Annotated in this window: 22 protein-coding genes; 8 read left to right on the top strand and 14 right to left on the bottom strand. The window is 55.2% G+C overall.

The window, feature by feature from the left end; translation table 11 throughout:
- Positions 1-3 precede the first annotated feature (3 nt).
- The 3 genes from EKD02_RS07520 to EKD02_RS07510 are packed head-to-tail and all read left to right on the top strand — an operon-like array spanning position 4 to position 2,838.
- Positions 4-702 (top strand): murein L,D-transpeptidase catalytic domain family protein, encoded by a 699-nt coding sequence (locus EKD02_RS07520; protein WP_011889630.1) that lies wholly within the window; start codon positions 4-6, stop codon positions 700-702.
- Positions 703-711: 9 nt separating this feature from the next.
- A complete protein-coding gene (locus tag EKD02_RS07515; RefSeq protein WP_126384786.1) occupies positions 712-2,364 on the top strand; it encodes a L,D-transpeptidase family protein in 1,653 nt (550 codons plus the stop codon).
- 3 nt (positions 2,365-2,367) lie between these two features.
- Positions 2,368-2,838 (top strand): SRPBCC family protein, encoded by a 471-nt coding sequence (locus EKD02_RS07510; RefSeq protein WP_126341762.1) that lies wholly within the window; start codon positions 2,368-2,370, stop codon positions 2,836-2,838.
- Between the two features lie 26 nt (positions 2,839-2,864).
- On the opposite strand, the gene metH is transcribed toward EKD02_RS07510, so the two are convergent.
- The 6 genes from metH to EKD02_RS07480 form a co-directional block, all read right to left on the bottom strand.
- On the bottom strand, positions 2,865-6,539 hold the full coding sequence (gene metH, locus EKD02_RS07505; protein ID WP_126384784.1) for a methionine synthase: 3,675 nt from the start codon (positions 6,537-6,539) through the stop codon (positions 2,865-2,867).
- A 102-nt stretch (positions 6,540-6,641) separates the two neighbouring features.
- Positions 6,642-7,304 (bottom strand): alpha/beta hydrolase, encoded by a 663-nt coding sequence (locus tag EKD02_RS07500; protein ID WP_126384804.1) that lies wholly within the window; start codon positions 7,302-7,304, stop codon positions 6,642-6,644.
- Between the two features lie 14 nt (positions 7,305-7,318).
- Positions 7,319-8,392 carry a tRNA 2-thiouridine(34) synthase MnmA gene (mnmA, locus tag EKD02_RS07495; RefSeq protein WP_126384782.1) on the bottom strand — a complete coding sequence of 358 codons (1,074 nt, stop codon included), beginning with the start codon at positions 8,390-8,392 and terminating at the stop codon, positions 7,319-7,321.
- Positions 8,393-8,397: 5 nt separating this feature from the next.
- Positions 8,398-10,071: an electron transfer flavoprotein-ubiquinone oxidoreductase gene (locus EKD02_RS07490; RefSeq protein ID WP_126341758.1), complete on the bottom strand. Its 1,674-nt coding sequence runs from the start codon at positions 10,069-10,071 to the stop codon at positions 8,398-8,400.
- Positions 10,072-10,111: 40 nt separating this feature from the next.
- Positions 10,112-11,494 carry a magnesium transporter gene (gene mgtE, locus EKD02_RS07485; protein ID WP_011889637.1) on the bottom strand — a complete coding sequence of 461 codons (1,383 nt, stop codon included), beginning with the start codon at positions 11,492-11,494 and terminating at the stop codon, positions 10,112-10,114.
- A gap of 100 nt (positions 11,495-11,594) precedes the next feature.
- On the bottom strand, positions 11,595-12,185 hold the full coding sequence (locus EKD02_RS07480; protein ID WP_011889638.1) for a DNA-3-methyladenine glycosylase: 591 nt from the start codon (positions 12,183-12,185) through the stop codon (positions 11,595-11,597).
- Positions 12,186-12,283: 98 nt separating this feature from the next.
- Between EKD02_RS07480 and EKD02_RS07475 the strand changes: the two genes are divergently transcribed.
- From EKD02_RS07475 to EKD02_RS07460, 4 genes are read left to right on the top strand one after another with little or no spacing between them, the layout of a single operon-like run.
- Positions 12,284-13,081 (top strand): ParA family protein, encoded by a 798-nt coding sequence (locus EKD02_RS07475; protein WP_126384780.1) that lies wholly within the window; start codon positions 12,284-12,286, stop codon positions 13,079-13,081.
- A 26-nt stretch (positions 13,082-13,107) separates the two neighbouring features.
- Entirely contained in the window at positions 13,108-13,995 is an 888-nt protein-coding gene (locus EKD02_RS07470) for a ParB/RepB/Spo0J family partition protein (protein ID WP_011889640.1), read from the top strand.
- A 49-nt stretch (positions 13,996-14,044) separates the two neighbouring features.
- The gene (dapB, locus tag EKD02_RS07465; protein ID WP_011889641.1) at positions 14,045-14,791 is read left to right on the top strand and encodes a 4-hydroxy-tetrahydrodipicolinate reductase; all 747 of its coding nucleotides are present in this window, start codon (positions 14,045-14,047) and stop codon (positions 14,789-14,791) included.
- A 6-nt stretch (positions 14,792-14,797) separates the two neighbouring features.
- A complete protein-coding gene (locus EKD02_RS07460; protein WP_126341757.1) occupies positions 14,798-15,310 on the top strand; it encodes a hypothetical protein in 513 nt (170 codons plus the stop codon).
- Here the strand turns inward: EKD02_RS07460 and menE are convergent.
- The 8 genes from menE to EKD02_RS07420 all read right to left on the bottom strand — a co-directional run bounded on the left by menE (position 15,288) and on the right by EKD02_RS07420 (position 24,113).
- Positions 15,288-16,703, bottom strand: a complete 1,416-nt coding sequence (gene menE / locus EKD02_RS07455) for an o-succinylbenzoate--CoA ligase (RefSeq protein ID WP_126384778.1) — start codon at positions 16,701-16,703, stop codon at positions 15,288-15,290. The two genes, EKD02_RS07460 and menE, sit on opposite strands and share 23 nt — an antisense overlap.
- Entirely contained in the window at positions 16,691-17,764 is a 1,074-nt protein-coding gene (gene menC / locus EKD02_RS07450; RefSeq protein WP_126341755.1) for an o-succinylbenzoate synthase, read from the bottom strand. The genes menE and menC overlap by 13 nt, the downstream gene beginning before the upstream one ends.
- A complete protein-coding gene (gene menB / locus EKD02_RS07445; protein ID WP_126341754.1) occupies positions 17,761-18,582 on the bottom strand; it encodes a 1,4-dihydroxy-2-naphthoyl-CoA synthase in 822 nt (273 codons plus the stop codon). The genes menC and menB overlap by 4 nt, the downstream gene beginning before the upstream one ends.
- Positions 18,579-19,415, bottom strand: a complete 837-nt coding sequence (menH, locus tag EKD02_RS07440) for a 2-succinyl-6-hydroxy-2,4-cyclohexadiene-1-carboxylate synthase (protein ID WP_126341891.1) — start codon at positions 19,413-19,415, stop codon at positions 18,579-18,581. Before menH ends, menB begins: the two co-directional genes overlap by 4 nt.
- A gap of 50 nt (positions 19,416-19,465) precedes the next feature.
- The gene (locus EKD02_RS07435) at positions 19,466-20,188 is read right to left on the bottom strand and encodes a uridine kinase family protein (RefSeq protein WP_011889647.1); all 723 of its coding nucleotides are present in this window, start codon (positions 20,186-20,188) and stop codon (positions 19,466-19,468) included.
- 109 nt (positions 20,189-20,297) lie between these two features.
- Positions 20,298-22,049 (bottom strand): 2-succinyl-5-enolpyruvyl-6-hydroxy-3-cyclohexene-1-carboxylic-acid synthase, encoded by a 1,752-nt coding sequence (gene menD / locus EKD02_RS07430; RefSeq protein WP_126384776.1) that lies wholly within the window; start codon positions 22,047-22,049, stop codon positions 20,298-20,300.
- Entirely contained in the window at positions 22,046-23,470 is a 1,425-nt protein-coding gene (locus EKD02_RS07425; protein ID WP_126384774.1) for an isochorismate synthase, read from the bottom strand. The genes menD and EKD02_RS07425 overlap by 4 nt, the downstream gene beginning before the upstream one ends.
- Positions 23,471-23,507: 37 nt before the next feature.
- Complete coding sequence (locus EKD02_RS07420) at positions 23,508-24,113, bottom strand: tetratricopeptide repeat protein (protein WP_126384802.1); 606 nt, start codon at positions 24,111-24,113, stop codon at positions 23,508-23,510.
- A gap of 238 nt (positions 24,114-24,351) precedes the next feature.
- Here EKD02_RS07420 and EKD02_RS07415 point away from each other — a divergent pair, with 238 nt between their 5' ends.
- The gene (locus tag EKD02_RS07415) at positions 24,352-25,095 is read left to right on the top strand and encodes an NYN domain-containing protein (RefSeq protein WP_126384772.1); all 744 of its coding nucleotides are present in this window, start codon (positions 24,352-24,354) and stop codon (positions 25,093-25,095) included.
- Positions 25,096-25,137 lie beyond the last annotated feature (42 nt).

Raw genomic sequence — 25,137 nt, 5'->3', positions numbered from 1 at the left:
CCTATGACCATACATTCTGTTCCTGTGCCTATGATCCGTCTGCTGTTCTCAGCTTTTCTGCTGATTTTTCTGGCTTTGCCTCCCAAGGCAGGCGCAGCAACTCCTCAGGGAAGTGCCGCCAATACGACACTCATCACTCTTCTCAATACCCCCGGCATCAAGGGTGCCATTCCGACCAAGGTTCTTCGCAAGGCGCTTGAGGGATATTATGCATTGCTGGAGCAGGGAAGGGTTGCCCGAAAGGGGATTCTGACGGTCATTGACTTCAATCGCCCTTCGGTAGACCGCCGGATATTTGTTCTTGACATTGAAAAGGGAGAATTGCTTCATTCAGGCCTGGTTGCCCATGGCATGGGCAGTGGTGAGGGTATGGCCGAGCGTTTTTCCAATATTCCCGGTTCCCATCAGAGCAGCCTTGGTTTCTATTCGACAGGGGCGACCTATCAGGGAAGTCACGGGTATTCTCTTCGGCTTCAGGGGCTGGACCCCGGTATCAATGATAATGCTGCCATGAGAAGCATAGTCATCCATGGGGCGGAGTATGTATCGGACGACTTTATCAGAAAGCATGGCAGGCTTGGCAGGAGCCATGGATGTCCGGCACTTTCGTTCAGCAGTTTCCAGCAGGTCATTGATCTCATCAAGGGGGGAAGCTGTCTGTTCATCTATCAGGATGTTCTTGATGCAAAGCAGGTTTCATAATCCGCTGTCATGGCTCTCTTTCTTCTCTTTTTCCTGGCATTCAGCCCTGCGGCTCCCCGCGGGGCTGAACCGTCGGCGACCATCGTCAAAGAGGATTCGGTGGCTGCTTTCATGCAGGAGCGGTTTGCCTGTCTCCTGGGTCTGGAGGGTGCTTCCGGCCGGAAAGATCGACGCACTGCCACAGAGCAGCTTGCCCTTTGGTATGCGGCACGGGGATACCGCCCGGTCTGGACCAGTCCGGCTCTTCGTTCCGGGCTTCTCTCTGCGGTGAACAGTGCTGTTGATGATGGTCTGCTGCCCTCCGACTACCATTGCACCGATATAGAGCATTATTTGAAGCATCCGCCCCGCGGCACCGGTGAACAGGCTCGTTGTGATATTCTGTTGACTGATGCGATGCTTTCCCTGGCAACCCATCTGCGATACGGGAAGGTTGATCCCGAGCGGCTGGACCCAAACTGGAATTTGACGGATCCGAAACGCCTTGCTGAACTGCAGCTTCAGCTGCAAAAGGCATTGGCGTCCGGCAGCATCCGTACGGCCCTGCAAAAGATGCGGCCTGAGTATTTCAAGTACGGGCTGGAAAGAGAGGCGCTTGCCCGTTACCGCCAGATAGAGCAGGCTGGAGGGTGGCCTGTGGTCCCGGGCGGGCAGGCGATCAGGCCGGGACAAAGTGATCCCCGTGTTCCTCTTATTCGGAGGCGCCTCAGTGTGACCGGCGATTTCGAGGGAAGGGGCAAAGAGTCCTCCGTAGTTCTTGACAGTGAGCTTGCAGCAGCAATCCGGAATTTTCAGAAGCGCCACGCTCTTCAAGCGGACGGTGTGGCGGGCAGTGCCACGCTTGCAGCCATGAATGTGACTGCCCGCGAAAGGGTTCAGCAGCTCAGGGTCAATCTTGAGCGGTACAGATGGTTTGTCGGGCAGCTTGAGCCGACCTTCGTTCTGGTCAATATCGCCGGTTTCAGCCTCCAGTATGTTCATGAGGGTTCGTTGCGCTGGAGCACGCGGGTGATTGTTGGTCAACCCTATCGCAAGACCCCGGTGTTCAAGGCCGACATGTACTCTGTTCTCTTCAACCCCCGATGGGTTGTTCCTCCTACCATTCTTGCCGAAGACGCACTGCCGGCCATCCGGCAAGATCCGGGATATCTCAGCCGCAAGCAGTTGCAGGTCATCGATGGCAAGGGGAGCCCCGTCGACCCGTCTTCAATCAACTGGAATGCCTTCGGTGCCGCTGCTTTCCCCTATCGGCTGCAGCAGAAAGCCGGAGATCATGGCGCTTTGGGGCGGATCAAGTTTGTTATGCCGAACCGCCATATCGTCTATCTTCATGATACACCGACGAAAGATCTTTTTGAGAAAAGCAGCAGAACCTTCAGTTCCGGGTGCATCCGTGTTGAAAATCCGGCACGCCTTGCCGAACTTGTGCTTGACGACAGCCTGAAGTGGAACGGGGGTGCGATACGCAACGCCATAGCGACGGGTAAGACGCATAGCGAGCCGCTTCCCCGGCGCATTCCCGTGTTTATTCTCTATCTTACAGCTGTTGCGGAGCGAGGTGAGGTTTTTTTTCTTGAGGATATCTATGATCGTGACGGGGCCGTGCTGAAGGCCCTGAATGCGCCCACCCAAAAACTGACAATGGAGAGCTGCGGCTTTTAAATTATGGCATTTCAAGTTGAAATCAATGTGGAAAAAGAGTTTGCGACCTCCGCTTCTCTGGGCGAGGTGTATGCTCTGCTTGCCGATGTACCGCGCTCGGCATCTCATTTTCCCAAGGTGGAGCGGTTTGTGGATCTTGGCGGCAATGCTTACAGGTGGGAGATGGAGAAAATCGGCATTGGCGGCCATACGCTCCATGAGACCATCTACGCCTGCCTGTACACGGCCGATCCCAACGGCCATACCATTTCCTGGACTCCGGTTGCAGGCGTGGGTAACGGCCTTGTGGAGGGGGGATGGAGCATGACCCGTAAAGGGGAGGAGACCCTCGTCACGCTTCATACGAAAGGGATTCTGACTGTCGATCTTCCCTCATTCCTCCAGTTGCTCCTTTCCCCTCTCGTTGTCATGGAGTTCAATCTCATGATTGCCGAGTACCTGCAGAACCTTTCCACCACCCTCAACAGAGGGTGATGGCGGTCACAACCAGGCACCCATTCTCACTGGAGGTTCGGTGAAAGCCATTTTGCCGCTTCGGCACTGCTCATCCCTTTACGGCGGGCATAGTCTTCTGTCTGCTCACCGTTTATTTTGCCAAGGACGAAGTAATGCGATTCGGGGTGGGCGAAATACAGTCCGCTGACTGAGGCGGCCGGGTTCATGGCGAAGGTTTCGGTCAGGGTAATGCCGGTATTTGCTTCGGCATTGAGCAGGTTGAAGAGAGCCCCTTTCTCTGTGTGGTCGGGGCAGGCCGGATAGCCCGGAGCAGGTCGGATACCCTGGTACTTTTCGCTGAGGAGTTCTCCTGTTCCGAGTATTTCACCGGGGGCGTAGCCCCAGAGTTCACGGCGGACTTTTTCATGCAGCATTTCAGCAAAGGCTTCGGCGAGACGGTCGGCGAGCGCAAGGGCCATGATGCGATGGTAGTCATCATGCTCTTTCTGGAATTGGTCAAGCAGGTTCTGGATGCGGAGTCCGGTGGTGAGGGCAAAGCCTCCGATATAGTCGCCCACACCGCTCTCTTTGGGGGCGATGAAGTCGCTGAGCGCAAGGTTCGGCTTGCCTTTCGGCTGCTGTTTCTGCTGGCGGAGGGTGTGGAAGACGCAGAGGGGTGCGGTGCGGCTCTCGTCGCTGTAGACCTCAATGTCGTCTCCTGTGCTGTTTGCCGGAAACAGGCCTGCAACACCCCGCATACCCAAAAGCTGCTCCTTTTCAATCCTGTTGAGAAGGGCTTCGGCATCATTGAAGAGCGTTCGGGCTTCCTCGCCGACCTTGGTGTCCTCAAAAATTTCGGGGTAGCGGCCATGCAGCTCCCATGTGAGGAAAAAGGGCGTCCAGTCAATGTAGGGCCGGAGGGCTGCAATTGTGACGCTATCAAGAACGGTGATGCCGGGGTTCCGTGGTGCGGGTACAGTGCTGCTGCTCCAGTCTATTGCAAGGCGGTTCGCCCTTGCCTCTTCAAGCGTCAGGAGTGTTGCTGCGGCTCCTCTTTCTTCATGGTTTTTCCGCATCCCGGCCTGTTCGGCTTTGAGTTCCGCCCTGTAGGCTGAACTCTTTTCGGGGTTCAAGAGGTTGCCGGCAATCGGCACGCTTCGCGATGCGTCAAGCACCTGGACAACAGGGCCGGAATAGACAGGCGCAATTTTTACAGCGGTGTGGATTTTTGAGGTTGTGGCTCCGCCGATGAGCAGCGGGATCTTCATCCCGAGCCGTTCCATTTCGCTTGCCACATGTACCATTTCGTCGAGTGAAGGTGTAATGAGACCGCTGAGGCCAAGAATGTCAGGTTTTTCGCGCTCTACGGCTTCCAGAATTTTGTCGCAGGGCATCATGACGCCTATGTCCACCACTTCGTAGTTGTTGCAGGAAAGGACGACAGAGACAATGTTTTTGCCGATGTCATGGACATCACCTTTGACTGTGGCGAGGAGGATTTTTGCTGCGGCGCTGGTGTCTTTCTGCCGGGCTTTTTCCTCTTCAATGAAGGGGATGAGCCATGCAACGGAGCGTTTCATGACACGCGCACTCTTGACTACCTGGGGAAGGAACATCTTGCCCTCGGCAAAGAGGTCGCCGATGGTGTTCATGCCGTTCATCAGAGGGCCTTCAATGACCTGCAGGGGGCTTGGATAGTTCTTTCGCGCCTCTTCAGTGTCTTCGTCAATGTACTCCACAATGCCTTTGATGAGCGCATGCTGCAGTCGTTCCTCAACGGGAAGCGATCGCCACCGGGCTGCTTTGGCTTCCAGTTTCTCTCCGCCTTCACGGATGGTTTCTGCAAAGCTGACGAGCCGTTCTGTGGCGTCTGGTCGTCGGTTCAAAAGAACATCTTCCACCCGAAGAAGAAGTTCAGGCTCTATGTCCTGATAGATGGCAAGCTGGCCTGCATTGACAATGCCCATGTCAAGCCCGGCACGGATTGCGTGGTAGAGGAAGGCCGCGTGCATGGCTTCCCTGACCGGTTCATTGCCCCGGAAGGAGAAAGAGACATTGCTGATGCCGCCGGAGACTTTGGCGTGGGGGAGGTTCTCTTTGATCCAGCGGACAGATTCTATGAAGTCAACCGCGTAGTTGTCGTGCTCTTCAATGCCTGTTGCAACAGTAAGCACATTGGGGTCGAAGATGATGTCTTCGGGGGGGAAACCGACCTCCAGGGTGAGAATGCGGTATGCACGCCCGCATATCTCTTTACGGCGTTCGAGGCTGTCGGCCTGGCCCTCTTCGTCGAAAGCCATGACAACGGCAGCTGCCCCGTATTCAAGGATTTTTCCTGCCCGCTGGCGGAAGGGTTCTTCTCCCTCCTTGAGGCTGATGGAGTTGACGATGCTTTTGCCCTGGACGCACTGAAGCCCTTTTTCAATAACCGACCATTTCGAGCTGTCGATCATGACCGGCACGCGGGAGATTTCGGGTTCAGAGGCGATCAGGTTGAGGAATTCCTGCATCACCTGCTCGCTGTCGAGCATGCCTTCATCAACATTGACATCAATCACCTGCGCACCGTTTTCCACCTGCTGGCGGGCTATGGAGAGCGCTTCGTCGTAGTTGCCTTCCTTGATGAGGCGTGCAAACTTTTTTGATCCGGTAACATTGGTCCGTTCACCGACATTGATGAACCCGGTTGTCTCGTTGACGATGAGCGGTTCAAGGCCTGAGAGCTGGAGTTCATTCTTTTTTTCGGGGCGGCGGCGGGGTGGAATGGCGCTGACGGCTTCGGCAATTGCCTTGATGTGCCCGGGAGTGGTGCCGCAGCAGCCGCCGACAATATTGACAAATCCGGATTGGGCGAAATCGGCAATCTGGCCGGCCATGTAGTCGGGGGAGTCGTCGTACTCGCCGAATTCGTTGGGGAGGCCGGCGTTGGGGTAGACGCTTACAAAACTTTCGGCAACGGTTGAAACCGCCTCAATGAACGGGCGCATCTGTTTGGAGCCCAGAGCGCAGTTCAGCCCGACGGAAAGCAGATCGGGCATATGGGCGATGGAAATCCAGAAGGCTTCGGTTGTCTGGCCGGAGAGGGTGCGCCCACTTGCATCGACAACAGTTCCCGAAACCATGACGGGGACGCGGTGGCCGCTGCGGTTGAAAAATTCCTCAATGGCAAAAAGTGCGGCTTTGCAGTTCAGGGTGTCGAACACGGTTTCAACAAGCAGCAGGTCGACCCCTCCCTCCATGAGCCCTTCAAGCTGCATTGTGTAGTTGTTGACCACTTCCTGAAAGCTGACCGCGCGGTAGCCCGGTCTGTTGACATCGGGCGAGAGCGAGAGGGTTTTGTTTGTGGGGCCTATGGAGCCGGCTACAAAACGGGGTTTGCCGGGTGTTTTGGCAGTGTAGGCATCGGCGGCTTTTCGCGCAAGTTTTGCCGCTTCATGATTGATTTCGATGACGAGAGATTCTGCGCCGTAGTCCCCCTGTGAGATGGGGTTGGCGTTGAAGGTATTTGTTTCAATGATATCGGATCCGGCTTCAAGAAAGTCGCAGTGGATGGCGTAGATGACTTCGGGTTGGGTGAGAACAAGAAGGTCGTTGTTGCCCAAAAGCGGATGAGCGTGATCTTTGAAGCGCTCGCCCCGGTAATCCTCTTCCTGGAATTTGTGGCGCTGGATCATGGTGCCCATTGCACCGTCAAGAACAAGAATGCGCTGCTGGAGAAGCTCTGGGAGTGTTGCCTTCATGGGTTGCTTGTGGTCCGGTTTTGAAAAAAGGAATATACGGATAAGTGGGCAATTCCCTTCCCTGTATGGAGATGAAGGGTGGCTGCCCTGCCTGCCTGACTTTCAGCGGGGGAGATGCTCCGTGAGCCATGTCCGGATTGTTGTGACCCCAACGCCAGAAATCTGATGTGCTACCGGGTACTCGTGGTAGGTGAGGTCGAGTGTGTGCTGTTCGAGCCAGAGTCGGGCAGCTCTTCCTTTTTCAATCGGGAGGATGTCGTCATAGATACCATGCAGGACGAGGAACGGGATGGTTTTAAGGAGTTCAGGAGAGGAGATTTCCGGCATGGCCGATTCGGGGAGTTGGCCTGAGAGTGCAATGACTCCGTGCAGCAGATCGGGCCGTGTAAAGGCTGTCATGTAGCTCATGATTGCACCTTGGCTGAAGCCCAGGAGAAAGACTTTCCCTTCGGGTGGGCGGAACGAGACAATCACCTCTTCAAGATAGGTGATGCACTGTTTGAGGGCCTCTTTGACGGCATCCGGATCAACACTGAGGCCGGTGGGGGTGAAGCCGATGGGAAACCACCCGTACATTTCATGGTCGAGCTGGAGCGGGGCGCGGGGGCTTGTGTATCGGCATTCGGGCAACAGTTCGGGAGCCAGCTGGATGAGGTCTTTTTCATTGCTGCCGTAGCCGTGCAGCATGACGATAAGGTGGCTTTTACTCTCTTTTTCGGGGCTCAGTTCAAGTGAAGTGAGGCTTCGCTGTTGTCTTTGAAACATGATTTTTTTCTCTGTCATTGGGTTGTTTCCACAATGCTGCCCCCTCCGAGAACTTCGTCATCGCGGTAGATGACAGCTGCCTGTCCTCGGGTGATGGCGCTTTTTGGTGAGTGGAAGGAAATTGTGGCGCGGTTGTCTTCAAGAGGAGTGACGCGGCAGGGAGTTGGGGCGTCGCGGTAGCGGATTCTGGCGGTTGCTTCAAAGGGCTTCTTTGGTGGTTCAATGCCAATCCAGTTCATACCGGATGCAGTCAGCTCCCGGCTGAGCAGGTCGGTTTTTTTCCCGGTATGGATACGGTTATGCACCGGGTCTATCGAGGTGACATAGATTGGTTCCCCTGTCGAGGCGCCAAGCCCACGGCGCTGGCCGATGGTATAGAACGGGTAGCCTCTGTGATGGCCGATAACTCTGCCGGATGCATCAACCAGTTTGCCTCCGCGTACCCTCTCGGCAAGGTCGGGTATTGCCTGTTCAAGATAGCGGCAGTAGTCATCCCCGGGAACAAAACAGATTTCCTGGCTCTCTTTCTTTTCGGCAGCAGGGACTCCGTAAGAACGGGCGAGTTCCCGGACTTCGGGTTTGGCAAGAGTGCCGAGCGGAAGAATGGTTTTTGAGAGTTCCTTCTGCTGGAGCATCCAGAGGAAATAGCTCTGGTCCTTTTTTTTGTCGGCCCCTTGATACAGACGGCAGCGTCCACCGAGAAATGCAGTTGATGCATAGTGCCCTGTGGCGACAAGGTCGGCATTGAGCATGTCGGCTGCTTCAAGCAGTCCGGCCCATTTGATTTTTTTGTTGCAGACAATGCAGGGGTTCGGGGTTCTTGCAGCAAGATATTCTTCCTGAAAATAGCCGATGACATCCTCACGGAACCTCTTGCTGAGGTTGAGGGTGTAGACGGGGATACGGAACTCTTCACGGTTGCTGATGACGAGGGAAGAGGGCTGCAGTGCGGGGCTGCTTTCGGGGGAGTCGAGCACCTTGATGTTAAGCCCTATCACGCGGTATCCTTCGTCAACAAGCATGCATGCCGCGACGGCGGAGTCGACGCCGCCGGAAATGCCGACCAGAACTGTTGTCTCTTGTTTCATCGTTTTCAGCTGAGCTTGTATCCGGGACCGCCACCCCCTTCGGGAGGTGTCCATGTAATAACCCCGTAGGGATCTGCGCTTTCACAGGTTTTGCAGTGCAGGCAGTTCGAGGCGTTGATCTTGAGAGCCGGGACTGGCTCCAGTGTCAGTTCATAGACTCCCGCCGGGCAGAAGTGCTGGCAGGGGTTCCCATACTCCGTGCGGCATCGCTCAAGGCATATCAAGGCAATGTCCTCCGCGCTGATGCGGAGATGGCAGGGCTGATTTTCCTCATGCATGGTGCCGGAGCGGTAGAGCGAGTCGGATTTACTGAAGGTTGTTTCTCCGTCGGGGCGGTGTTTTTCTTTTGCTTTCAGGAGCGCTTTGAGGTCGTTTCGGGCTCTTTTGGGCGGGAGCTGAACGCTGCTGCCCGATGTGGCTAAGGTTGAAATTCCCGGGAGGGCAAGCGTGAGGCCGGTCTGGAGGAGTCCGTGGTAGAGCCCTTTGGCAAAGGCATTTCGGTAGTTACGCGACGCGTGGAGCTCTTCATGTGCCCATGAGTTTCTGAACCGTTCCTCGTAGGAGTCCAGCCGGGCGGCGGAACAATTGTCATGAATGAGGGCTTCCAGAATGGTTTCTGCTGCCAGAATGCCTGATTTCATGGCGAGGTGTATCCCCTTGAGTCGCTGCATGTCGAGCATTCCGGCTGATTCACCGGTCAGGAGGAAGCCGGGACCGCTGATGCGTCCCATTGCTTCAAAGCCGTTCGAAGTGATGGTTTTTGCTCCGGCTTCCACCATGCGGCCCCCTTTGAGGATTGTGGCAATGAAGGGGTGCTGTTTGAAGAGCTGGAGGTTGAGGTGCGGGTCGGTAACAGGGGCTTCGGGTTCAACGGTGGTGACGAAGCCCAGGGAGATTTCAGTGTCTGAGAGAGCGTAGAGCCAGCCGCCGCCATAGCGGGTGGAGGAGAGAGGGTAGCCGAATGCGTGGTGCGTCTGGCCCGCAGGTACTCTTCCTTCAGGGATTCGCCAGACCTCTTTGACACCGGTTTCATACCTGCGCCGCATTCCCTCAGGGAGCAGCCCGAACTCTTTCTGGAGCTGGGGGCCGAGTGATCCACCCGCACCTTCGCCAATGATGGCAATACGGGTTTTCAGAAGCATGCCCGGCTGGTAGTCAGGTTTTGGCTGGCCGTTCCGGTCAACCCCCTTTTCATCGGTCAGAATGCCTTCAAGCCGTCCGTTTTCAGCCACAATGCCTGTTGCTGCGGTTTCCGGGAAGAATTCGATTCCCTCTTCTTCTGCTTTTTTTGCCATCCATTCCCCGATGACGCTGAGGCTGCAGATTGTGCTGCCGCTGCTGCCGAAGGCTTCCGGTACTGAGGGAAATGCGAGATGACGGGTTTTGGTGAGATACCAGAGCTGCTCTTTCTGGACAGGTATTCCTGCGGGGAACCCTTCCTTTTCCCATTCGGGGAGGAATTCAGGAAGTGCCTGTGTGTCGAGCAGGGCGCCTGAGAGAAGGTGTGCGCCAGCGTGGCGCCCCTTGTCGATGATGGCGATGGATGGATTCAACCGGTTCGGGGAACTCTCATTGTGCTTTTTCAGCAGCCGGCTGAGATGGATGGCCGAGGCGAGGTTTGCGGGGCCTGCTCCGACAAAGAGAATGTCGAATTCAAGTGATTCGCGTTCCTGTTCCACGGGCGGAAGGTGTTGAATGGTGACGGCGGCGTTGCTGTTGTCAGAGCAGAATGCCGGAGAGAAGCAGCGATGCCACGCTGAAATAGATGACGATACCGGTTACATCGACCAGCGTTGCCACGAATGGCGCGGAAGAAGTTGCCGGATCAAGGCCCCAGTGTTTCAGGAGCAGGGGCAGCATGGAGCCGGCAAGAGTGCCGAAGAGGACAATGCCAACCAGAGAAATGCCGACCGTTATGCCGATGAAAATCCATTGCAATGTCAGTTGGCCGAAAATCATGGCCCAGAGCACCACCCTGAGAACGCCGATGATGCCGAGCATGCCGCCGAGGGCAAAGCCGGAAATGATTTCGCGTCGCATAACATTCCACCAGTCTCTGATGGAGATTTCGCCCAGTGCAAGAGAGCGGATGATAAGGGTTGCTGCCTGTGAGCCGGAGTTTCCTCCACTTGAGATGATCAGCGGAATGAAGGTTGCAAGCACAATGGCTTTGGCCAGCTCGTCCTGAAAAAATGCCATGGCCGAGGCGGTCAGCATTTCGCCGATGAACAGCACCACGAGCCAGACGGCTCTTTTTTTGATGAGCTGCGGTATGGGCAAGTCAATATATGGCTCTTCAAGGGCTTCGATACCGCCGAATTTCTGGATGTCTTCGGTTTCCTCTTCTTCAGCGACATCGAGCATGTCGTCAACCGTCACAAGCCCTATGAGATAGCCGTTGGAGTCAACTACCGGCAGAGCAACAGTGTCGTACCGCTTGAAGGCTTCCAGGGCGTCTGTCTGATCCTGTGTTGCTGTGAGGGTGATGATTTTGTCTTCAGAAACAATGTCGCGGACTTTGCTGTCGGGAGATGAGAGAAGGAGCTCCCTTGCCATCAGCTCACCCTTGAGCTTGCCGTGGTCGTCGACGACATAAATGACATTGAGGGTTTCGCTCTCATGGCCGTAAGTGCGGATGTACTCAAGAACCTGATTGATGTTCCAGTCTTTCTTGACGCTGAGATAGTCCGGTGACATCAGCCTGCCGACGCTATCTTCGGCGTATGCAAGCAGGGTTTTTGCGATCTTGAACTCTTTGAAGGAGAGCAGCTTCAGCAGTTCCTGTGCAACCGTTCCCGGAAGTTCCTCAAGCAGTGCGGTACGGTCATCGGCCGACATGCTGTTGAGAATGTGGGTGACATCCTTCTGGGTGAGCGCTGTCAGAAGGTTTTCCTGAGCGTCAAGATCGAGATATTCGAATGTTTCTGTGGCAACATCCTTTGGGAGCAGGCGGAACAGGATTGCCTGTTCGTTTTCCGGCAGGTCGCTGATGAGCTCGGCGAGGTCAACCGGCAGCCAGTCGTTGAATATCCTCTGCAGCGCGCTGAAGTTGCGGCGTTCGATCAGTTCCCTTATTTCGGGGAGGAGCGGGGTACCGATCATGACAGGAATCATTTAGGGTGTTTGTTGCCTTGCCACAGGTTCACTAAAAAAGGACTTTTTTTTGCAACTTTGCAACAGTGGTCCGGTATTTTCCTCCTCCTCAGGAAGGTTGACCTTGAGAAAGATGGGGGGAGCCGATGACAAACTTTCTCCACTGTAGTTCCCTTCCCCGTGAAATGCCGATTCGGGAGCTGGTGCCGATCTGGTTTTCGGGGATCCGGGGGGCATTTTCAAGAAAGAACTCTCCGCTGAAAAGGTCACTTCCGCTGTGGCTGCGGTTGATGTCAAGCGCCTGGGCGATTTTTGCCGGTCCGCTCATGAGGTCTGATGCAGAAGCCGTTCCCCGCTGCCGTTCCATGAACCCCTGTCCTTCAAGTGGTTCCATTGCCCTGAGAAGTACTGCGCCCGCGGTTTCCCGGGGTTCGCTGACAATATTGACCAGATGGTGGCAGCCGTACACGAAGTACACATAGAGTGTGCCGGGTGCTTCAAACATGGGGGCATTTCTGTCGGTTTTTCCCCGCCATGCATGACTTGCTTCATCGCCCTCTCCGAGGTAGGCTTCGGTTTCCACAATGCGCCCTTTCAGTACCCTGTTTCCCGGCAGGATCCTGACGAATGTTTTTCCGAGAAGGGCAGTGGCAAGCTGCAGCGTCGGGATAATGAAAAATTGTTTTTCAAGCCGCTCCACGAGTGCGCGAATAGAGTTTGTAATCGTTTTGTGTATATAGTATAATGTATCAAGTCAAAGCACAACTTCAACTTCTGTAAATTCCTCCCAGTTCCTTCATGGGCCGAGTCATTGCGATTGCAAATCAGAAGGGCGGGGTCGGAAAAACGACCACCGCTGTCAATATTGCCGCCTCGCTGGCAGTATCAGAGTTCAGGACCCTGCTTATTGACATTGATCCGCAGGCCAATGCCACTTCCGGCTTTGGCATAGAGGTGACAGATGAGATCGACAATACTTTTTATCAGGTTATGGTGAAAGGGGGCGATCTTCAGAATGCCATTATACCCTCTTCTCTTGAGTATCTTGATGTGCTGCCTTCAAATGTCAACCTTGTGGGTATGGAGGTTGAGCTGGTGAACATGCACGAGCGCGAGTATGTGATGCAGAAAGCGTTGAGGGGTGCCCGGGAACAGTATGATTACATCATCATTGACTGCCCTCCCTCTCTGGGACTGATTACCCTCAATTCCCTGACGGCTGCAGATTCTGTTCTGATTCCGGTTCAGGCCGAATATTATGCGCTTGAAGGGCTGGGAAAACTGCTCAACACCATCAGCATTGTGCGCAAGCATCTGAACCCGAATCTGGAGATAGAGGGAGTGCTGGTGACCATGTTTGATTCCCGCCTCCGACTTGCAACGCAGGTTGATGAAGAGGTCCGTAAGTTTTTTAAAGACAAGGTGTATCGGACCCATATCCGGAGGAATGTCCGTCTTTCCGAGGCTCCGAGCCATGGGAAGCCTGCGCTGCTTTATGATGCGCAGAGCATTGGATCGAAAGATTACCTTGATCTGGTTCGTGAGATTTTTGAAAAGGATGGGAACATCAAAAAATTTAAAGTCCGGCAGCCATAGCTGCGGGTGCGCTGGAGCAGGGATATATGGCTAAAAATGCATTAGGCAAGGGACTGAAGGCCCTGATTCCGGACGAAGGGTATTCCTCTTCATCCAAAGAGAGTTCCGATACTTCGTTGGTTGAGGGGGCAATCGGGAGTCTCTCGGTTGAGTCCATCCATGCAAACCCTTTTCAGCCGAGAAGGGAGTTTGATGAAACCGCTCTTGAGGAGCTTATGAACTCCATTCTTGAGAATGGCGTGATTCAGCCGGTGACCGTGACCCGGGATGGTGACGGGTATCAGCTCATCAGTGGTGAACGCCGTCTTCGTGCGGCCCGCAAGGCCGGGTTCAAGTTCATTCCGGCATATGTGATTGCGGCCCAGCAGGATCAGGGAAAGCTGGAAATGGCTCTCATCGAGAATATCCAGAGAGAGGATCTGAACGCCATCGAGGTGGCTCTGGCCCTGAAAAGCCTTACCACAAAGTGTCGCATGACGCAGGATGAGATTGCCCAGAAGGTTGGGAAGAACCGTTCAACGGTCAGCAATTTCCTCCGTCTTCTCAAGCTTCCCATGCAGATTCAGGAGAGTATACGAAAGAACGAGATATCGTCCGGACATGCCCGTGCACTCATCAACCTGCCCGGCGAGCAGCAGCAGGTGAAGGTGTGGCGTCAGATTCTTGCCCGTCAGCTTTCTGTCCGCCAGACGGAAACCCTCGTGAACAGCCTCTTCAGGGACAAGTCTGAGCCTGCGTCAAAGAACATCCAGGAGCGGGCACCGCATATTGCCCAGCTGGAGTCGCTTCTGCGCAACAAGCTGGCAACAAAGGTCCGTATTCTTGAGAAAAAAGCGGGGAAAGGAGAAATTCATATCCAGTATTTTTCCGAGGACGATCTGGACAGGATTCTTGAAATCATGGGTGACGAATAAGCTCTGTTTCGGCGTTGAAGTTACCCCCAAAGACAGAAATATCAACAGTATGAAGTTTACCCTTGTAGGAAACGGCAGGATGGGCCATGAGGTTGCCTCCGTCATAGATGCATCGACAGTTCACAGCATTGCGGCTGTTCTTGACATTGACGCAGTGATTACTCCGGAAGTGTTTCGGGGGAGTGACGCAATCATTGATTTTACGGTTCGCGATGCATTTCTGGAGAACCTTGATGCCATGCTTGCTTCAGGGGTGCCTGTTGTTACCGGTACAACCGGATGGGACGGGCTTCGTGAGGAAGTTGCCGTGAAAGTTTCCGAGGCGGGCGCGTCACTTCTTTATTCAGCCAATTTTTCTCTCGGGGTCAATGTTTTTCTTCGGACCCTTCGTGAGGCGTCACGGCTGATTGCTCCCTTTGCTCAGTTCGACATTGCCATGGAAGAGCATCATCACACTGGCAAGGTTGATTTCCCCAGCGGGACGGCACTCGCTGCTGCCAATGTCATTCTTTCGGCCAACAGTCGCAAGCAGCGCATTGTTCGCGAACTGCCTGAGGCAGGACGGCTTGCTCCGGACGATCTTCAGGTTGCCTCAGTCCGCCTCGGCAGCGTGTTTGGCAAACATTCGGCTTTCATTGACTCGGAGGCTGATGAAATAGTGCTTTCCCATACCGCAAAAAGCCGCTCCGGATTTGCCTCAGGTGCGGTGGAGGCTGCAGTCTGGCTTGCCGGCCGGCATCCGAAGCAGCCGGGGATGTACAGCATGGATGACTTTTTGAATGAACTGCTTGGCTGACCTGTTATGGACTCCCGTGAAAAATCCAGTACTGTTCTGATTGGTGCCGCAATCGTTCTTGTAACGACGACCGTGCCCTACCTGACCATGCTCAATGTGTTCCTGTTTTCGGGAATCTTTCTTGCGGGTCTCGTTTCGCTTACCTTCAGCATCATGCGCTATCAGGTCCGCCTCCCCTATAATGAGGCTTTTGTCCTTGGTTTTTATGCAGGTGTTCTTGGCGGTATTCTTTCGGAGGGAGCTGCCTGGATTCTGATGGAGTATGCCGGGTATCGACCAGGTACCGAAAGCCTTGCCCTCATCATCGGGTGGCTGCTTGAGATGGCGAGCGACAAGCCGGAACTGCAGCCTCAGGTGCAGGCTTTGCTTGAGGCTGAAAAGCTTGCCCTTGCACCCATCATCCTTTCGTGGCGTGATGTTCTTGCCAGTATGCTGTTTTCGGCGGCGTTTTATGCTCCCATTGCCGGTTTCGGTGGAATGCTTGCAGTGTTTCGTCTCAAGCGGAAAGCCCGTCGCTGACCTCCCCCGTCCGGTACTCCCTTGCCACTCTCTGGTACCATATCCTGTCTGTTTTGTCTGATCCCGGAAGGGTTGCCCATTGGCATACCCTGTAGAACAGTACGGGTGTTTTCAGCCTCCCCACCTGTTGGCGAACCTGCTCCCTGATGCTTTTTTCATCAGGTTCCCCCGGTGCAGACGACCGGATGAAGGCGGCCGGCCGTTCACCATATTCGCTGTCGGGGACGGGAACCACAAGTGCTTCAAGAATTCCGTCCACCTGCAGGAGTGCCCGCTCAATCTCTTCGGGATGGATGTTTTCACCACCTGAAATGAACATGCTGTCTTTCCGTCCCATCAGCTCAAGCCGGCCCTCGTTATCGATGGTGCCGATGTCGCCGGTATGGAACCATCCTTCACTGTCGGTTGCGGGAAGCAGTGCTCCGTTGTGGAAGTAGCCCGAAAAGAGGCAGCTCCCGCGGACCAGAAGCTCCCCGTCGGGCGCAGTTGCTGCTTCCCGCCCGGAGAGCAGGGAGAGTGGCGGGACGCCGGGTGCGGTGAGGGGCGAGGGGGTGGTTGCTATCTGTGAGCTCATTTCCGTGGAGCCATAACTCAGATAGACGGGCAGATGACGGCTGGCGGCGTTCTCAATAAGGCAGGCTGTGGCGGGTGCGCCGCCGAGCAGGATTGCCTTCAGCCGCTGCAGTGGCACTGCCGTCTCTTCCATGGAAAGCAGCCGGTAGAGCTGCGTGGGGACAAGGGAGAGGTGGGTGAGGGGGAAGCGGGTGAGAGAGTGTTGAATTGCGGTTCCGGCGCTGTCAATGGCTACTGCTCCTCCTGAGATGAGGGAGCGGTAGAGAATGGCGCAGCCGCCGATATGGAAGAGGGGCAGAGAGAGCAGCCAGAGGCAGCCGGGGCCGAAAGGGATGTTGCCGTTTGCGCCCCGGGCATTGGCAAGGTGGCTGCCTGTGGTGTGCACCACCGCTTTTGCTGTTCCTGTGCTGGCTGAAGTGTGGATGATGGTTGCGGGGCTGAGGGTGCCGTTGCAGGATGGCATCATCTTTGCAGGGTTCGCTCTGGCAGAGGAAACGAGGGATGCACACTCTTCGGTATTGAGTGTGATGTCGGGACGGAGTGCTTTCTTCATGCGGCTGAGGGTCGTCTCCGGCAGCCGATGGTTCAGGGGGGCGGCAACCATGCCTGCCTTGAGGAGCGCATAAAGACAGAGAATCAATTCAACTGTGTTTGGCGACAGAATTGCCACAATGGCTCCTTCAACAGCTCCTTTTTGTTGAAGGTGGGCAGCAATGCTTCCGGCAAGAGTGTCGCATTCCTCGAAGGAGAGGGCTGTTTCAGGGGTTATGAGAGCCGGTGCGGTGCCGAAGCGTTCTGCGGCTGCCGTTACAGGGTCCATACCGAGGAGAGGGTGAGGTTTTTGAGGTTGACCTGATGAGCTTCGGGGTAGAGTGTGTCGGAGTCAAGTTCTCCATTCGGGGCCTCAACGGGTGAGTCAAGCAGATTGTCCTGCAGGTAGCGGTAGGTATCAAGACCGCACGGTGCGGGACTGTCTGCTGTTGCCGCGGCCATCCGTGCATAAAATCCGATGCTGATACCGCTTTCAAATGCGGAGCTGAAAACGGTTTCCAGGCGATTTTCGGCTGCATGCCGGGCCAGATTCAGCACCGCGGCAATGCCGCCCAGACAGTTTGGCTTGAGAACCAGAGCTCCGAGCGCCCGATTGGGGATGGTATGCAGAAGCGCCGGGTTCTGCCAGAGGGTTTCGTCAAGAGCTGAACGGACGCCTGTTCGGGCATGGAACTCACCGATGTCGCGCGGTTGCTGGAGTGGCTCTTCAATATAGCTGACGCTTCCTTTGGGAAGGGAGTTGGCAAAGTGGACTGCGTCGTCCAGCGCCATCGACTGGTTGGCATCGAGGCGGAGCGTGATGCTGTTTCCGTACTTTCCGTGGAGTCGGGTAATGCTTTCCGCCGCCTCTGCCCTCAACTCTGTGGTGAGTTTGAGTTTGAAGGTCCTGTAGCCGCGTTCGATATACTCTTCAGCACGCTGCATGACCTTCGTCGGACTGCCGAAGAGCAGGGCATTGAGCGGTACCCGGGGAAGCGGCTGTGCTCCTGTCGGGGTAAATGGGCAGATTCCGCTGTTGAGGGCCTCAAGGTTCAGCACAGCCATTTCAAGGCCGAGTCGGACGGAAGGAAAGAGCCCTTCGGTTACCAGTGTTTTTTTGTGTCCGCCCTGCATGGCCAGAGTTTCAACAATCTGCCGTTCAGCCGCTTCCAGGCTCTCTTTGTGCAGACCCGGCAGGGGGGCGATTTCACCGTACGCCCGGTGTTCTCCGTTTTCGCTCTGGAGCGCCAGTACAAGCCCCTTCCTCTGGCTCAGTTTGTGGCCTTTGACCGTTATTGGCTCCTGAAAAGGAACGCTGTAATGGTAGATGTATGCGAAAGACGCGCTCACGGTCGTTTCGGGAATTTGCTGAAGTCGGGTGTTCTTTTTTCAACAAATGCGTTTTTCCCCTCCTGGGCCTCTTCGCACATGTAGTAGAGCATTGTGGCGTTGCCTGCAAGCTCCTGCAGCCCAGCCTGTCCGTCGCAATCGGCATTGAGGGCTGACTTGAGGCAGCGGATTGCCATGGGTGAATTCGCAAGAATTTCCCGGCACCATTGCACTGTTTCCTCTTCAAGCTTTTCAAGCGGTACAACGGTATTGACAAGACCCATATCGAGCGCTTCCTGCGCATTGTACTGGCGGCAGAGATACCATATCTCCCTGGCCTTTTTCTGACCCACAAGTCGGGCCATGTAGCTTGCTCCCCAGCCACCGTCGAATGAGCCGACCTTTGGGCCGGTCTGGCCGAAAATAGCGTTTTCGGCTGCTATGGTAAGGTCGCAGAGCATGTGCAGGACATGGCCGCCACCGATTGCGTATCCGGCAACCATGGCGATGACGGGTTTGGGGCATGTGCGGATGTCGCGCTGGAAGTCGAGCACATTGAGCCGGTTCACCCCTTTGCCGTCGGCATAGCCTGCGTAGCCTCGTATCTTCTGGTCTCCACCCGAGCAGAAAGCCATCTCTCCGGCACCGGTCAGGATGACGACTCCGATGGTTTCGTCGTTGCGGGCGTCGGAAAGAGCCGCTATCATCTGTTCCACGGTCTGGGGACGGAATGCGTTGCGGACTTCCGGGCGGTTGATGGTGATTCTGGCGATTCCTTCAGCTTTATGGTAGAGGATGTCGCTGTACTCGCCGGATGCTGTCCACTGTACTGTGCTCATGGTGCTTCTTCTTGGGTGTTGAAAAAATCCGTAAGACGGTCAAGAAACCGTTCCTGTTTTTCTGTGTGGAGGGTATGGCCGCAGCCCGGGAAAATTTCAAGGCTGCAGTTTGTTGATAAAGTAACCATTTGGCGGCCAATCTCCACGAATTTGAGGTCTTTTTCACCTGCCATAAAGAGCATCGGCATGCGGTTTGCTTCCAGCTCCCGGTGGAAGGGAGGTTGGTTGCCTGTGCCGAGCAGACGCAGTGCCATGGCCAGATTGCGGGGAGAACCCTGCTTGCGCGCCGCCTCCACTTCCTTGAAGAGGGGATGGTTTTTCAGTGTTGAGAACAGCGGCTGGGTGTACCAGAATTCAATGAAAGAGTCGAAGTTCTTTTCAATCTTCCGTGCGATACCCTCGTCGCTTTTTCTCCGCAGAGCCCGCTCCTCTTCAGTCCGCAGGCCCGGTGAAGAGGAGATGATCAAGGCTTTCCGGAAGAGTCCGGGATGACGGAGTGCGACGCCAAGCCCGATTCTTCCCCCCATCGAATAGCCGGCAAGGAAGCATGGGGCGGGGAGAGTGCGCTGGAGTTCTGCGGCCAGCGCATCGAGGGTACGGGTAAAGTACCCTTCCGAAGCGTTCTTCGGGGTGAGGGTTTCGGGAAAGGCGGCCTCTCCGTGGCCGGGCAGGTCAACAAGGATGCAGCGGTACTTTCGGGAGATTGCTTTGGCAAACGGCAGCCAGTCGCTGCCTGAACCGAGGAAGCCGTGGAGGAAGACGATGGCAGGGAGTCCGGCGTCTCCGATTTCGGTGAAACGGAGGGGAACCGGAGGCGGGTTGACAGGATGCATGGGCTTGCGGGTTCGTGAGGTACTTGCGGGGAGGACGATGGAAGGACCGTTCAGTGCGATGGTCTGACGGCGTGTGCCGCCTGCTTTCGCCATGGCCGGGGGGCATTCTGGACAACTATGGGGTCAAACACCCTGTAGTTGCCGTCCACATGCAAATCAGCCAGAGGTTTCAGTGAGCGGACATGCAGATGTTCCCGTTCAAGCACATTCCAGCGGTACCCGTCTGTGGGTTCTTTACAGCGCAGCATCTGGCTCAGTTTAGTGTCGTGATAGGTGAGGTTGATGAAAACCTTCACATCCACATTCCGGGTACGGATGGCGTAGAGGCCGTCGATGATGAGGATCTGTATCTTGCTGAAATCAGTGTACAGCTGGTCAACTTCTTCGGTGATGATGTCAATGCAGGGGATAGAGGCGCTTCGGCTGTTGCGGAAATCTTCAATGTGCTGGTGGAGAAGGTCCCAGTCGTATTCGTCAACACCGACGGATTCATAGTTGCTGCTGATGCGGTGTTCACGCCGATCCAGTGGATGGATGCGGTAGTAGTTGTCGGTATGGAGAATTTTGACGCGTATGCCGCTCTGCTTGAGCAACAGAGCAAGCGAGTGTGACAGCTCCGATTTTCCGGCGCCTGACTCTCCCGATATTGCTGCTACGAATTTACTGCTGGAGTTCTCTGCCTCCTGTTTTTTCAAGTCGTGCAGAATTCTTTCAAGAATTGCTCCGGCTGCTGACTTATGCTGATCATTGATCAGCAGGACATCTCCCAACATGGCTTTCAACTTCAGTGTTGCCAGTGCTGCGGCTTGCGTTCGCCCCATTTATTCAATAAAATGTAACGCTTTTCGCGGGGAATTGCACAAGAGAAATTTCCCCGGGCCCTCAGGGAATGAAGAACGCCTCTGTGGCAAGGAGTCCGAGACGGGCCTGCAGGGCGCGGTGCAGACGAACATTTTCAGAGCGGGAGCAGACAACTTCAATGATGGTACTCCGGTTGCTGTTCAATGCGGAGAGAAGGGACTCTCTGAACTCGCTGTTTGTGAGGGGTGCGGCGTAGTCCAGACCGAACATTGCCGCGGCCGGGCGGCCACTGAAGTTCTGTGGCGTTGCGAAATTTGGCTCGAAGATGTCGTCGAATTCCGAGACGGGCAGAAAGGAGAATATTCCTCCACCGTTGTTGTTGAGCAGGATGAGCTGGATGGGCACCCTCAAAGAGTTGATAAGCGAAAGGGCGTTCAGGTCGTGAAGAAAGGCAAGGTCGCCGATCATGAGGCAGAGCGGCTGGCCATGCCCTTCGGCAAATCCGGCGGCGGTGGAGATGATTCCGTCTATTCCGCTTGCTCCTCTGTTTGTTCCGGTTTTAATCGGATTTTCTTTTCCAGTATGTGCGTATGTATCCATAGCGCGGACCGGCATGCTGTTTGAAAGAAAAAGCAGGTGGTCCGGGGGGAGGAGTTCCGATACAATCCGTGCGGTCCCTATTTCACTGACCGGCAGGTCGGGTGCCGTTGCAGCGGCAATTTCCCGGTCGGCTTCGGTAAAGAACCTTTTCGCCGGCGCCATGAGTGCCGAGGCTCCTGTTCTGCATCCCCGGAGTGCGTCGGCTGTGAGGCGGAGTGAGGCTTCTATGCTGAGGGTGACGGAGTGGTCGGGGGAGTAGCGGCCGGGATGGTTCCTGATGACGGCAAGATGATCCGGTTTCCACTGTTTCAGGGCATCGGAAGGATGACGGGAGATGAGTCCCCCGCCGAAATGGATGACAAGGTCAGGGCGGAAAGCGTTCCGGAACTCCGGGCTGGCAAATGCCTGCTGCCATGGAAGAATTGAGCTGCTGAAGCGTAGACCGGAAGTCATGTCGGCGTAGAGCGGTACCTGCAGGTCGTCGGCTAATTCCGCTATGGCACGGCTGTCGTTTTCATCTGTACTGTTGCCGGCAATAATCAGTGGCTGTCGGGCGTTGCCTGTCAGTTCCCGCAGGGTTCTCATGGAGTCCATATCAGGATGCTTTTCCGGCTGTGCTGCAACCGTTGATGGACGGCGTCCTGTCTGCCATGCCTGCAGGGGCTCCAGCCAGGGTTCAGGCGTGGAGGATGATTCCGGTTCAAAGGGTTCCCTGAAGGGCTGGTTCAGATGGACGGGGCCTCTGGGGGAATTGAGCGATTTTTCGACCCCGTGCGCAATAGTGGAGAGCAGGGATTGCAGAGGGATTGAGGTTGAGGGTTCCGGCAGTTCCATCTGCCAGCGGGTAAAGGTGCCGAAGATGCCGTTCTGGCGGATGGTCTGGTTTGCACCGCATTCCCTTAGCTCAAATGGCCTGTCGGCTGAGAGAATCAGCATGGGGATGCGGTCGTTTGACGCCTCCACAACAGCTGGAAGATAGTTGGCGACAGCAGTGCCGGAGGTGCAGACAAGGACAGCCGGAAATCCTGTTGCCCGGGCGTGGCCGAGCGCAAAAAAACCTGCCGAGCGTTCATCGGGAAACATTTTCCAGGATGCTTCCGGGTTGCGGGCAATGGCGGCCGTGAGCGGGGTGGAGCGGGATCCGGGTGAGATGCAGAAGAAGGATGCTCCCTGCCGGATCAGCTCTTCCACCATGACGCTGCTCCACACTGTGGTGAGCTGAGGGTTGTTCATGCTTTTTGGCTGGTTATTGACATAAGGTCGCCGATTTTCTGCTCAACCTCATCCCATTCGGCTGCCGGGTCAGAGCCTTTGACCAGCCCGGCTCCGGAGTACAGATAGGCTGTCCGCCCATTGACAAGCGCCGAGCGGATACCGACACAGAACTCTGCAGAATTGGAGCTGACCCAGCCTGCCGGTGCTGCATACCAGCCCCGGCTGAACGATTCGAGATCGGGGATGCGCCGCATTGCTTCCTTTTTGGGAACACCGCCTACGGCGGGTGTCGGGTGCATCAGCGAGAGCACGGCCGGTTCGTTGCTGAATTCTTCTTTCAGTTCCGCCCTGCAGAGGTTATAGAGGTGCGCCAGACGGTTCAGCTGCAGGACGCGCACCTCCTCTTCCATGTCAACCGAGCTGCATGCGGGCCGCAGCTCATCATAAATCATGTCCCGCACAAACCGGTGTTCCCTGATATCTTTTTCCGAGTTCAGGAGAGCATCTCTGGCATAACTGTCTTCCTGCTCCTCACTCTTTTTGGAGTGGGTACCGGCAAGGGCTTCAGTAACAAGACTGCGCCCGCTGCGGCGGTAGAGCCGTTCGGGGGTAAAGCTGAAAAAAGCCTGCCCCGGGGAGGGTTCGAAATAGAACCTGTATGTGGTGTTTTCGGGGTAGGGGTAGTTCTGGAGGAAGAGGAGCGGACAGAACGCTTCAGTAAATTCCAGCACCGTCTGGCGGGCCAGCATTATTTTCTGCATGCTTCCGGATGCAAAGGCGTTGAGAGCCGTCTCGCATGCGTTTATCCAGCCATCTCTTGTGGGGTTGTGGGTGACTGAGAGCAGAGAGGGGAGCTCATCATCTGATTGCGTGGGAGCAGACTGCAGCTGGTCGAGCGCTTTGATGGCCCGGTGGACGGCAGCTTTTGTTCCGTCAGCCGCTGTGATCCAGAGGTTGCATGTGAGGGTATGCAGGGAACCCTCTCTGGAGAGCTGAAGGAGAGGGAGCGTGAAGGAGAGTGGCGGGAACGCTTCCCATGCGGGGTCTCCGGTTTCGCTGCTGTTGAAGCGGAATCCTCCGAAATACCGGGCATGGGGGCTTTTACCGGCCATGGCGGTGCCGAGCCGTCTGAAATTTTCCTCGTTGCTTGCGGCTTCTTCATGGGTTATGGTGTCGGCTGCTCCAATGGCTGCCGTCATGTCGTCCCGTTCACGGTTCATCCAGAAAATCCGCGGGAAAAGACTCTGTGCACTGAGCCACTTGAGGGGGTCGAGGGCAGGAATGTTCTGACGGAATACCGCAAGAGTTCCGGGCTTCTCTACCGGGGTGTCAGCGGTTACGGTGGTGTACTCGAGGAGTGAGGCTTTAAGTGCCTGAACAGCCTGTTCTACAGGAAGAGGGTTTGGGAAGGGTATTATGATGTGGTGCTTCTCATGCATAAGGGCAACCTGTCGGGCAAAGTTTCATGGGTTGTGCTCAATCAGCCTGTTTTCCACCTTGCAGATGGTTTTGCAGAGAGACGGCAAGATAATTGTTTTTATCAAGAAGCCAGTTATAAATCTGGCGGGCTTCATCCATCCGTCCGGTCTTGATGAAGCAAACGGCAAGATTGTAATGCGCTTCAGTAAAGGAACGGCTGTTGTCAATGGCCTCACCGTATGCATCTGCAGCTTCAGCGTACGCTTTCATCTGCATCAGCGCGTTGCCGAGGTCATAAAGTCTCAGAGAGTCTTTGGGTGAGCGCTCAAGATGGAGGCTGAACCATTCCCGTGCCCGGGGGTAGTCCTGCCGGTTGAAGGAAACTGCTCCCAGAGAGTGGTAGGCTGCGTCCAGTTCGGGGTCGAGAGCAAGGGCGTTTTTGTAGGTTTCCTCCGCTTCATCATACCGGTTCTGTTGTGCATAGGCATTGCCAAGACGCAGCATGGCGGCTGTGTCTTCCGGATTTTTCCATACCTCCTGCTGCAGCTCGGATATGTTGTTGTTTTTCTGGCTGCATGCGCCAAGCATGATAACTCCTGCAAGGCAGAGTATGGGTAGAATTACTCTGGAATATGATGTGTATCGGTTGTTTGTGTGCGTCATCGGGCGGCAGGTCAAATCAATCGTTTGTGCGAAGCTTTCCACGGGTCTGTGCAATAAAATATAAACACTTGCCACCGTATCTGCCAATCTTCCCTTTTCCCTTCCCCCCGCCTCGGCAGGAAATATTTCCTGATGGCATCCCATCTGTGTACTTTCTCATTGTGAGTGGTATTCTGGATAAGGAGTTGAGGGGACGGGTCCAGGGAAGAATCAATATCAACGGGAAAGGGGTGTGCCGATGGCAGTTGAAAAATCCGAACGGCTTGCGGTGCTGATTGATGCCGACAATACGCAACCCTCAATAATTGAGGGGCTTCTGGCTGAAATTGCCAAGTACGGAACTTCCAATGTGAAAAGGATATACGGTGACTGGACCTCCACTGCGCTGAAAGGGTGGAAGGAGGTTCTTCTGGAGTTTTCCATACAGCCGATTCAGCAGTTTGGCTATACCAGAGGCAAAAACGCCACCGACAGCGCCATGATAATTGATGCCATGGATCTGCTCTATACCGGCCGATTCAATGGGTTCTGCATTGTATCGAGTGACAGTGATTTCACCAAACTTGCTGTGAGAATTAGGGAGTCGGGGCTTATTGTGTATGGATTCGGAGAGAAAAAGACGCCAGCTCCTTTTGTGTCGGCCTGCGACAAGTTCATCTACACCGAGGTTCTGCGCGAGAAAATCAATGAGAATGAAACCATCAAGCGGAAATCATCTGCTGAGCTCAAGCAGGATACCCGTCTGGTGCGTCTGTTGAGAAATGCTGTTGACGCATCGTCGGATGAGAGCGGATGGGCCCATCTGGCGGCTACCGGAAGCAATATTGCCAAACAGTCGTCTGAGTTTGATCCCCGCAATTACGGATACGGGAAGCTTGCCGAACTTATTGCGGCAACAAAGCTGTTCGATATTGATGAACGCATTCAGGGAGAGGGGCAGTCAAAGTCGATATACCTGCGCGACCGGCGGAAAAAAACATGAAGCATTGATGAAAATGAAAAAGGCCCCTGTAAAAGGGACCTT

It is taken from the genome of Chlorobium phaeovibrioides (assembly GCF_003968655.1).
Taxonomy (GTDB): Bacteria; Bacteroidota; Chlorobiia; order Chlorobiales; family Chlorobiaceae; genus Chlorobium; species Chlorobium phaeovibrioides.
This window is presented reverse-complemented; position numbering and strand designations above follow the sequence as displayed.

Coding starts and splice junctions, on each gene's coding strand:
- EKD02_RS07520 (WP_011889630.1), top strand. CDS start 4: ATGACCATACATTCTGTTCCTGTGCCTATGATCCGTCTGCTGTTCTCA.
- EKD02_RS07515 (WP_126384786.1), top strand. CDS start 712: ATGGCTCTCTTTCTTCTCTTTTTCCTGGCATTCAGCCCTGCGGCTCCC.
- EKD02_RS07510 (WP_126341762.1), top strand. CDS start 2,368: ATGGCATTTCAAGTTGAAATCAATGTGGAAAAAGAGTTTGCGACCTCC.
- metH (WP_126384784.1), bottom strand. CDS start 6,539: ATGAAGGCAACACTCCCAGAGCTTCTCCAGCAGCGCATTCTTGTTCTT.
- EKD02_RS07500 (WP_126384804.1), bottom strand. CDS start 7,304: ATGTTTCAAAGACAACAGCGAAGCCTCACTTCACTTGAACTGAGCCCC.
- mnmA (WP_126384782.1), bottom strand. CDS start 8,392: ATGAAACAAGAGACAACAGTTCTGGTCGGCATTTCCGGCGGCGTCGAC.
- mgtE (WP_011889637.1), bottom strand. CDS start 11,494: ATGATCGGTACCCCGCTCCTCCCCGAAATAAGGGAACTGATCGAACGC.
- EKD02_RS07475 (WP_126384780.1), top strand. CDS start 12,284: ATGGGCCGAGTCATTGCGATTGCAAATCAGAAGGGCGGGGTCGGAAAA.
- EKD02_RS07470 (WP_011889640.1), top strand. CDS start 13,108: ATGGCTAAAAATGCATTAGGCAAGGGACTGAAGGCCCTGATTCCGGAC.
- dapB (WP_011889641.1), top strand. CDS start 14,045: ATGAAGTTTACCCTTGTAGGAAACGGCAGGATGGGCCATGAGGTTGCC.
- EKD02_RS07460 (WP_126341757.1), top strand. CDS start 14,798: ATGGACTCCCGTGAAAAATCCAGTACTGTTCTGATTGGTGCCGCAATC.
- menE (WP_126384778.1), bottom strand. CDS start 16,703: ATGGACCCTGTAACGGCAGCCGCAGAACGCTTCGGCACCGCACCGGCT.
- menB (WP_126341754.1), bottom strand. CDS start 18,582: ATGAGCACAGTACAGTGGACAGCATCCGGCGAGTACAGCGACATCCTC.
- menH (WP_126341891.1), bottom strand. CDS start 19,415: ATGCATCCTGTCAACCCGCCTCCGGTTCCCCTCCGTTTCACCGAAATC.
- EKD02_RS07435 (WP_011889647.1), bottom strand. CDS start 20,188: ATGTTGGGAGATGTCCTGCTGATCAATGATCAGCATAAGTCAGCAGCC.
- menD (WP_126384776.1), bottom strand. CDS start 22,049: ATGAACAACCCTCAGCTCACCACAGTGTGGAGCAGCGTCATGGTGGAA.
- EKD02_RS07425 (WP_126384774.1), bottom strand. CDS start 23,470: ATGCATGAGAAGCACCACATCATAATACCCTTCCCAAACCCTCTTCCT.
- EKD02_RS07420 (WP_126384802.1), bottom strand. CDS start 24,113: ATGACGCACACAAACAACCGATACACATCATATTCCAGAGTAATTCTA.
- EKD02_RS07415 (WP_126384772.1), top strand. CDS start 24,352: ATGGCAGTTGAAAAATCCGAACGGCTTGCGGTGCTGATTGATGCCGAC.